This window comes from Actinophytocola sp. (genome assembly GCF_036402745.1).
Classification (GTDB): domain Bacteria; phylum Actinomycetota; class Actinomycetes; order Mycobacteriales; family Pseudonocardiaceae; genus Actinophytocola.
The window spans coordinates 1-7,971 of the sequence record NZ_DASWSJ010000364.1; the positions used below are offsets into that span (position 1 = coordinate 1).

The 7,971-nt window shown below is 72.7% G+C and carries 9 protein-coding genes; 4 read left to right on the forward strand and 5 right to left on the reverse strand.

The window, feature by feature from the left end; genetic code table 11:
- Positions 1-4 precede the first annotated feature (4 nt).
- A complete protein-coding gene (locus VGD70_RS37025) occupies positions 5-298 on the forward strand; it encodes an alpha/beta hydrolase (protein WP_414638119.1) in 294 nt (97 codons plus the stop codon).
- A 206-nt stretch (positions 299-504) separates the two neighbouring features.
- Here VGD70_RS37025 and VGD70_RS32530 read toward each other — a convergent pair whose 3' ends face one another.
- From VGD70_RS32530 to nth, 4 genes are read right to left on the reverse strand one after another with little or no spacing between them, the layout of a single operon-like run.
- Entirely contained in the window at positions 505-1,689 is a 1,185-nt protein-coding gene (locus tag VGD70_RS32530; protein ID WP_331088194.1) for a MarP family serine protease, read from the reverse strand.
- Positions 1,686-2,384 carry a CoA pyrophosphatase gene (locus VGD70_RS32535; RefSeq protein WP_331088196.1) on the reverse strand — a complete coding sequence of 233 codons (699 nt, stop codon included), beginning with the start codon at positions 2,382-2,384 and terminating at the stop codon, positions 1,686-1,688. The genes VGD70_RS32530 and VGD70_RS32535 overlap by 4 nt, the downstream gene beginning before the upstream one ends.
- Positions 2,381-2,995 (reverse strand): TlpA disulfide reductase family protein, encoded by a 615-nt coding sequence (locus tag VGD70_RS32540; RefSeq protein WP_331088198.1) that lies wholly within the window; start codon positions 2,993-2,995, stop codon positions 2,381-2,383. The genes VGD70_RS32535 and VGD70_RS32540 overlap by 4 nt, the downstream gene beginning before the upstream one ends.
- Positions 2,992-3,711: an endonuclease III gene (gene nth / locus VGD70_RS32545; RefSeq protein WP_331088200.1), complete on the reverse strand. Its 720-nt coding sequence runs from the start codon at positions 3,709-3,711 to the stop codon at positions 2,992-2,994. The genes VGD70_RS32540 and nth overlap by 4 nt, the downstream gene beginning before the upstream one ends.
- A gap of 235 nt (positions 3,712-3,946) precedes the next feature.
- On the opposite strand from nth, the gene VGD70_RS32550 reads away from it, so the two are divergent.
- The 3 genes from VGD70_RS32550 (at position 3,947) to VGD70_RS32560 (ending at position 6,661) form a co-directional block, all read left to right on the forward strand.
- On the forward strand, positions 3,947-4,207 hold the full coding sequence (locus VGD70_RS32550) for a hypothetical protein (protein WP_331088203.1): 261 nt from the start codon (positions 3,947-3,949) through the stop codon (positions 4,205-4,207).
- A gap of 175 nt (positions 4,208-4,382) precedes the next feature.
- Complete coding sequence (locus VGD70_RS32555; protein WP_184811270.1) at positions 4,383-5,057, forward strand: Crp/Fnr family transcriptional regulator; 675 nt, start codon at positions 4,383-4,385, stop codon at positions 5,055-5,057.
- A 356-nt stretch (positions 5,058-5,413) separates the two neighbouring features.
- Positions 5,414-6,661 (forward strand): MFS transporter, encoded by a 1,248-nt coding sequence (locus VGD70_RS32560; RefSeq protein ID WP_414638118.1) that lies wholly within the window; start codon positions 5,414-5,416, stop codon positions 6,659-6,661.
- A 3-nt stretch (positions 6,662-6,664) separates the two neighbouring features.
- Here VGD70_RS32560 and VGD70_RS32565 read toward each other — a convergent pair.
- Positions 6,665-7,971, reverse strand: a 1,307-nt coding sequence (locus tag VGD70_RS32565; protein ID WP_331088208.1) for a CehA/McbA family metallohydrolase, incomplete at its 5' end; no start/stop codon positions are given.

A 7,971-nucleotide genomic window follows, 5' to 3' on the forward strand; every position in this document is an offset into this window, starting at 1 on the left:
CCTGGTGCTGAACTCCCGCCACGACCCGGCGACGCCCCACACGTGGGCGAGGAACGTGACCCGCCAGCTCGACGGCGCCGTGCTGCTCACCTACGACGGCTGGGGCCACGGCGTGATCGACAGGAGCGCGTGCACCCTGACAGCGACGACCCGCTACCTGGTGGACCTGCGGCCCCCGAAGCGGGGGACGCACTGCGCGGCCGTACCACCGGAGCCAGCCCCCGGTTCAGCCTCGCCTGAGACCTCGCCTGAGACCTTGGCCAAGGCCTTGGCGACGACCGGGGCGACCGACTGGTAGGCGATCGATCGGCGGATGGCCGTCGGGTCCGCGAGGACTCGGCGGCCATCGTCTTTGCCCGCCGGTGTTGATCATCGGCCGGACGCGGGGCCCCCCGCTTTCCAGCCTAGTGGCGGGTACCGACGGTTTCGGGTCGTGTGGGCTCGACTGTGGACAACTCGGACCACTGTGGACAAGTCAGGCTGCGCACAGGTCAGGCGGGCAGGTCAGGCGGCACAGTTGCCGGTGCCCACCGCGCGGGACAGGCCCGGGGCTGCCTTCACCTCTTGGGATACCTCGTGGGCGGTGAGGGCGAAGCCCGTCTCGGACTCGTCGACCGCGGCGCCGAAGATCACGCCGATCACCCGGCCCCGGGTGTCGACGAGGGGGCCGCCGGAGTTGCCGCTGCGCACCAGCGCGCGGAGGGTGAACACCTCGCGCGTCACGGTGCTCGCGTCGTAGATGTCCGGGCCCGTCAGGTTGATCCGGTCGCGCACCCGCGCCGGCGACGCCGTGTACGGGCCGTCGAGCGGGTAGCCGAGCACGATCCCGTCCTGGCCCGAGGTCGCCGGCTGGCCCGCGAACGGCAGCGCGGGCGCCGGCAGGCCGGGCACGGCGAGCACCGCGACGTCGGTGTCCGGGTCGTAGAGCACGACGCGGGCGTCGAAGGGGCCCTGGTCGGTCTCCACCGCGACCTGCGAGGTCCCCGCGACGACGTGCGCGTTGGTCAGCATCCGCTCCGGCGCGATCACGAAGCCCGTGCCCTCCAGGGCACGCGAGCACGACGGCGCCTTCGCGTGGATCTTGAGCACGCTGGGCCGCACGCGCTGCACCACCGCACTGCCCTGCAGCGCGGGGTCGGGCGGCGCGACCTCCTTGCTCGGCGTCCGGTCGAACGGGTCCACCGCGGCCGGAAACCCCGACACGTCCAGCAGCCGGCGCAGCTCGTCGGGCAGGTTCTGCGCGGCCGGCGGCATCACGCTGTCCACCCCGCCGAGCACGGTGGAGCCGCGGATCGCCGACGCGAGACCGGGCAAACCCCCAACGGTGACCAGCGGCAGCGCGATCAGCCACGCGACGACGAAAACGACCGCTCCCTGGACGATCGCGCCCAGCGCGTTGTCGACCCCGGCGAGCTTCGGCGAGTTGATCCGCTGCCGGATACTGCGCCCGAGCCACACGCCGAGCGTCTCGCCCAGCGCGACCAGCAGCACGAAGATCGCCACCGCGAACGCGACCCGGGTGGGCGTCGACTCGATGTACTGCACCACCAGCGGCGCGATCTTGATGCCCGCGATCGCGCCCAGGAGAACGCCGATGAACGCCGGCAGCGCCGTGATCACGCCCTGCCGCGCGCCGGAGATCGCGGCCAGCACGGCCAACCCGATCACCAGCAAGTCGACCCAGTTCACCCGTCAACCTCCCCGACCACTGAGCCAACTGAACGCCATGCGGCGTCAAGATCCCGTATGTCCGTACCGTCCCACGGCCGCGCCCACCCGGCGATGTCGAGGATCAGGGCCAGCACCGCGGCGGTGAAGCCCCACACGACCATCCCCGGCAGGGCGAACGCGGGCCCCAGGAAACCAGACACGTGGCGCAACTGGAACCTGTTCGCCGGATCCGCGAGGTCGGCGATCGGCGCGCGGGCCACCGCCGCGCTCTCCGCCGGGTCCACCGCCCACACCCGGCTCGGCTTCTCCCAGTGCGCGATCACCGGCGTCACGTGGAAGCGCGACACCGGGACGTGCAGCCGCGGCAGCAGCGCCACCGGCCGCACGCCGGCCGGGTCCAGCCCGGTCTCCTCGACCGCCTCGCGCAGCGCCGTGTCGACCGGACCCTCGTCGCCGGGCTCGGCCGAGCCGCCGGGGAACGCGACCTGCCCGGAGTGCGCGCCACCGCCGTCGGCCCGCAGCTGCAGCAGGACGTCCGGACCGCGGGTCTCGTGCTCGCCGAACAGGATGAGCACGGCGGCGTCCCGCGCGTCCTCGGTCGGCGGCGCCAGGCGCTCGAACAGGCTCACGTCGAGGTCGCCGGTGGCCTCGACGAGCCGGCGCAGCCAGCCCGGCACGCCGGCCGGGTCGACGATCGGTCCGGCCTCCGTCACGCGTTGCCCCCGTAGGTCGCGACCGCCTGGCGGATCTGGTCCACCGAGCGGAACAGCCGCGGGTTCTCCACCAGCCGCACCGCGCCGTCCGCGCCGACGAGGTAGCTCGCGGGCAGGCCGGCCGGCAGCCGCAGCGCCCGCTGCGCGCCGCCGGACGGGTCGGCGAGCGAGGGCAGCCGCACCTTCAGCGAGCCGAGCAGCTCGAGCGCGCCGGCCGGGGTGCTCTGCACGGCCAGGCCAACGACCGGCACCGCGCCCGGCTCGGCGGCGTAGCTCGCGAGCAGCGGCAGCTCCTCCTTGCACGGCGCGCACCAGGTGGCCCACACGTTCACGAGCACCGGTCCGCCGGCCAGGGTCTTCGCGAGGTCCACCGACGAGCCGTCGGCAAGGCACTCGGCCGGCACCCCGGACAGCTCCCGCAACCCGGCCGGCACCGCGCCTGCCGACCCGGGGCACGGCGGCAGCGCCGCGGCGGCCCTGGCCGACGCGAGGTCGGGCGCGGGCGGGGCGTCGGGGGCCGGCGCGGGGTCCGACCCGCGCGGCCAGATCGCGATCACGGCGGCGACCACCAGGACGAGCCCGGCGATCGACCACCGTGCCGCACTCGTCACGCCGCGCCGCCCCGACCGGGCTTGTAGCCGTCGCGGATGCGCTCGGCGAGGTCGATGAGGTGCTCGGCCTCCTCGCCCTTGACGAGCTTGGCGGCGAGCTCGGGCTCGGTCGGGCCGGCACCGAAGGACGGGCAGTCCTTGGCCAGCACGCAGGCACCACACGCGGGCTTGCGGGCGTGGCACACCCGGCGACCCTGGAAGATCACCCAGTGGGACAGCATCGTCCAGTCCTTGCGCGGGATCAGCGCGCCGATGGCGTGCTCGACCTTGACCGGGTCCTCCTCCTCGGTCCACCCGAAGCGGCGGACCAGGCGGCCGAAGTGCGTGTCGACGGTGATGCCTGGGATGCCGAACGCGTTGCCGAGGATGACGTTGGCGGTCTTGCGGCCGATGCCGGGCAGCGTGACGAGATCGTCGAGGTTGTCGGGCACCTCGCCGCCGAAGCGCTCCACGAGCGCGGTGCCGAGACCGATGAGCGAGGTGGTCTTGTTCCGGTAGAAGCCGGTGGACCGGATCATCTCCTCGAGCTCGGTCCGGTCGGCGCCGGCGTAGTCGGCGGCGGTGCGGTAGCGCTCGAACAGGGCCGGCGTCGTGAGGTTGACCCGCACGTCGGTGCTCTGCGCGGACAGGATCGTCGCGACCGCGAGCTCGAGCGGGTTGGTGAAGTCGAGCTCGCAGTGCGCGTCCGGAAAGGCCTCGGCGAGCACCCTGGTCATCCGGCGCGCGCGACGCACGAGCGACGTCGGCGGGGCGGGCACGGGTTTGTCGGCGGTTTTACCGGCGCTGCCACGGGGTAGTTGTCGGGTGGCTGGTGGCACCCCGCTAGCCTACGGGCCGCCGAACAACCTCAATCGTGCCCTAGACGTCTATCGAGCAGACCCCGCAAGTGACACGCCGGACGGAGCCACCGTCCGAGCCGTCGCCACCGACCTGAGCGAGGATCAACGCACCATGACTGTCTGGTTCGTGTTCGCAGTTCCCTTCGTAGTGATGTTCTTCGCCCTGTTCATGGAGCGGGTGGAGTCCAGGCTCCGGCCGGGCGCGGTCCAGGAGGACGAGGTCGAGGAGCTGCTCGAGAACGCGCGGCCGGACGAGGTGCGCGCGCTGTACGGCCACGGCATCGGCCGGGCGCTGGAGCTGTTCCGGCTGCGCCGCCGCGGCCGGGGCAAGGCGCGCGGCCGGAGGGTCCGGGATCTCACCCGTACTCACTAGTAGGCTCATAAGCAGGCGCTCACCTGCGGATGTCCGGCTCGCCCCGGACCTGCGGCGCGGCCCTACGAGGTGATCCACGGCACACGCCCTACACTTCCCTTAGTGATCAGGGGCGCCGTTGCCCTGGATCGTGGGCCGGCGCTGGCCGGTTCGAGTCTGATTGGGAGGGACGAAGGTGGACGAGACCCTTGCCAGGGCCGGCATCTTCCAGGGCGTCGAGCCGGCTGCCGCCGAAGCGCTCGCCCAGACGCTGGAGACCGTGGAGTTTCCGCGCGGGCACGTGATCTTCGCCGAGGGCGAGCCGGGCGATCGCCTGTACATCATCCAGTCGGGCAAGGTGAAGCTCGGCCGCAAGTCGCCGGACGGCCGGGAGAACCTGCTGGGCATCATGGGGCCGGCCGACATGTTCGGTGAGCTGTCGATCTTCGACCCGGGCCCCCGCACGTCGACCGCCACCACGGTCACCGAGGTGGTGGCGCGGACCATGGACCGCCCGGCGCTGCGGCAGTGGATCGCCACCCGGCCGGAGATCGCGGAGCAGCTGCTGCGGGTGATAGCGCGCCGGCTGCGGCGCACCAACGGCATGCTGGCCGACCTGATCTTCACCGACGTGCCGGGGCGCGTCGCCAAGGCGCTGCTGCAGTTCGCGCAGCGGTTCGGCAGCCAGGAGGCAGGGCTGCTGCGGGTCATGCACGACCTCACCCAGGAGGAGATCGCCCAGTACGTCGGCGCCTCCCGGGAGACCGTCAACAAGGCACTCGCCGACTTCGCCCACCGTGGCTGGCTGCGGCTCGAGGGCAAGAGCGTGCTCATCCTGGACCCGGAGCGACTGGCCCGCCGCGCTCGCTGAGACCCCCTGAAGACAAAGAAGAAGCCGGGCGCCGCCCCCGACGCGGCGCACCGGCTTCTTGCTTTGCGTGAACCATCCCCCGACGGCCCACGCATCCCCGCCCTCCGGACCGTTAGGCCCCGACCCATGCATGCCGGAGGGAGCTCGATCTGTTCGACGTCCCCTCACGCGGATCGTTACCGCGATCGGGGAAAGAACTTGGTTTCTCACCGAAGAGGACTCCCTCGGCTACCCATCCGTTGTGCCAATCGACCCATTTTCTCCTCTCCGTTACCGAACTGAGACCTTCCACGCGGTGACAGACGTCGCCGGGAAATAACTGGTACGCGCGTACCAGAGATTGCATACTGGTACGCGTGTCCCACTCCGCTCGTCTCGCCGACTACCGCGCCGCGCTCACCACCCCCGGCGCGGGCCTGCCCGTGCTCGCGTCCCTGCTGGCCAGGATGCCGATCGCGATGGTCGGCCTGTCGCTGCTGCTCTACGTGCAGCGCGAGCTGGGCTCGTTCGCGATCGCAGGGCTCGTGTCGGCCGGGTCGCTCGTCGGCGTGGCGACCGGTGCGGTCATCCAGGGACGGATCATGGACCGGCTCGGCCCGACCCGGCCGCTGCTGGTGGCCGCGGCGCTGTTCTCGGCGGCGGTGACCGGTGCGGTGCTCGCGGTCGAGACGCGTCAGCCCGACGTCGTGCTCGTCCTGCTGGGGAGCACGGTCGGCCTGACCGAGCCGATGGTCGGCGCCGCGTCCCGCGCGCTCTGGACGACCCTGCTGCCGCCCGGGCCGATCCGGCACGCGGCCTACGCCTACGAGGCGATCAGCCTGGAGGTCTTCTTCATCCTCGGCCCGGCGCTGGCCGGCATCCTCGTCGCCGCGCCGTGGGCGGGCACCGGTGTCCTGATCGGCGCGACGTGCATGGTCGTCGGCAGCGTCAGCTTCGCGCTCACGCCCGCGGTCCGCCGGGTGCACCCGGGCCGCGACGACTCGGCCCGCGACCTGCTCGGCGCGCTCGCGAGCCGCGGGATGCGCACGCTCGCGCTGGCCGCGTTCGGCTTCGGCATCACCATCGGCTTCGTCGAGGTCGCGGTCCCGGCGGCGGCGACCAACGCCGGGCACGCGCCGCTGGGCGGGGTGATGCTCGCGCTGTGGTCACTGACGTCGGTGGTGTTCGGCCTGTTCTACGCGGTCCGCCCGTGGCCGCGGCCGATGCATCAGCGGCTGCCGGCGCTGCTGGGTGTGTTCGCGCTGCTGGTCGCCCCGATGTCGCTGACCACGAGCCTGCTCGGGCTCGCGGTCGCGCTGCTGGTGGCCGGCGTGTGGATCACCCCGCAGTCCACCGCCCACTCGACGGCGATCGAGCTGGTGGCGCCGCGCGGCACGGCGACCGAGGCGTTCGGCTGGATCGTCACCTCGGTGACCCTGGGCCTGGCGGCCGGCCACTCGACGAGCGGCTACCTCGTCGAGCACGTCGGAGTGCCGGCGTCGTTCCTCGCGTCCAGCTGCTCGGGCCTGCTGATCGCGGCCCTGGTGTGGCTGCGCCGCTCCTCGCTGACCGAGGAGGCCCCGGCGCGCGAGCCGGTGGCGGTCGCCGTCCGCTCGGCCGTCTAGGCCTCAGTCGAGGAAGATCGGGTTCGTCATGGCGACCATCGTGTCCGCGGTGGTCGCCGTGGGGACCGGGCGGCGGACCTCGGCGCGGACCCACTTGCTGTAGCGGGACTGGGTCGACCAGCGGACCGTCGCGGTGCCCGTCGCGCCGACCGGTTGACTCCACTGTGGACCGTTCTGGTTCAGGTAGCGGACCGAGGTTCCCGGGGCGCCGGTGACGGTCAGCTCGAAGGTCACCGGCGTGCCCGTGCCCACGCGCAGGCGCTCGCCGACGCCGGCCGTGCGCTCGCCGTCGGTCGCGGTGTAGGTCAGGGACACCGCGGCGGACTCGGCCATCCAGTTGCGGCCGGCCTTGAAGCCGTCCATCAGCCGCCGCGGGCGCAGGCCGTCGGCCAGCACGACGTTGTGCGGCAGGGCCACGACGTGGTCCGGGTTGTGCGCGTCGCTGTTGCCGACCGCCGGGATGAACCGGCCGGTGCGCAGCAGGCCGTCCCACGCGATGACCGCGGCCTCGTCGTCCAGCGTCCACGGGCCGTTCCACACCTCGACCACGTCCGCGAGCTCGTAGCTGTACTCCCACGAGCACGCGAAGCACGTCGCGAACGGGTGCGCGGCGACGACGAGACCACCGGCCCGGTGCACGTCGTCGACGAAGCGGCGGAAGTCCTTCGGGTCGTCGGCCCGGTAGCGCCAGTCGACCCACTCGCCGGCCGGCAGGCACCACGCCGGCCAGTGCCCGCTGCGGGTGGTGACCTCCTCGCCGTTGACGATCAGGAGGTCGTCGCCGGCGTGGTCGCCCCACTGCAGGGACGCGCTGGAGGTGTTGTGTTCGGTGGAGACGACGAAGTCCAGGCCCGCCGCCCGCGCGGCGGCGGCCAGCTCGGCCGGGGTGCGCCGGCCGTCGGAGTGCACGGTGTGCAGGTGCCCGTCCCCGCGGTACCAGGAGCGGCCGCGGTTGCGTCCGGCCGCGGTGTCCGGCGCCGGTTTGGGCGTGAACGCCGGATCCTGCTCGCCGAAGCGCAGTGTGATGTCCACCTTGTAGGCGAGGCCCTGCTGCGCGACCGTGTAGGGGCCGAGGATCAGCTGCCAGCGGCCCGGCTCGATCGGCCCCGCCAGGTAGCCGGGCGTCGCCTGCGCCGCGTTGATCGTGAACCGGTCCCGGAAGCCGCCCGACCAGCCACGGAACCCGCGCTGGTTGCCCAACTGGTTGCCGGCCGGCGAGAAGATTCCGATGTCCAGTGCGTTTCCCTTGGCGCCCGGCGCAACCGGCGGCCGGTCGTAGCTGTAGACAACCTCGATCTCGCGAGATCGGA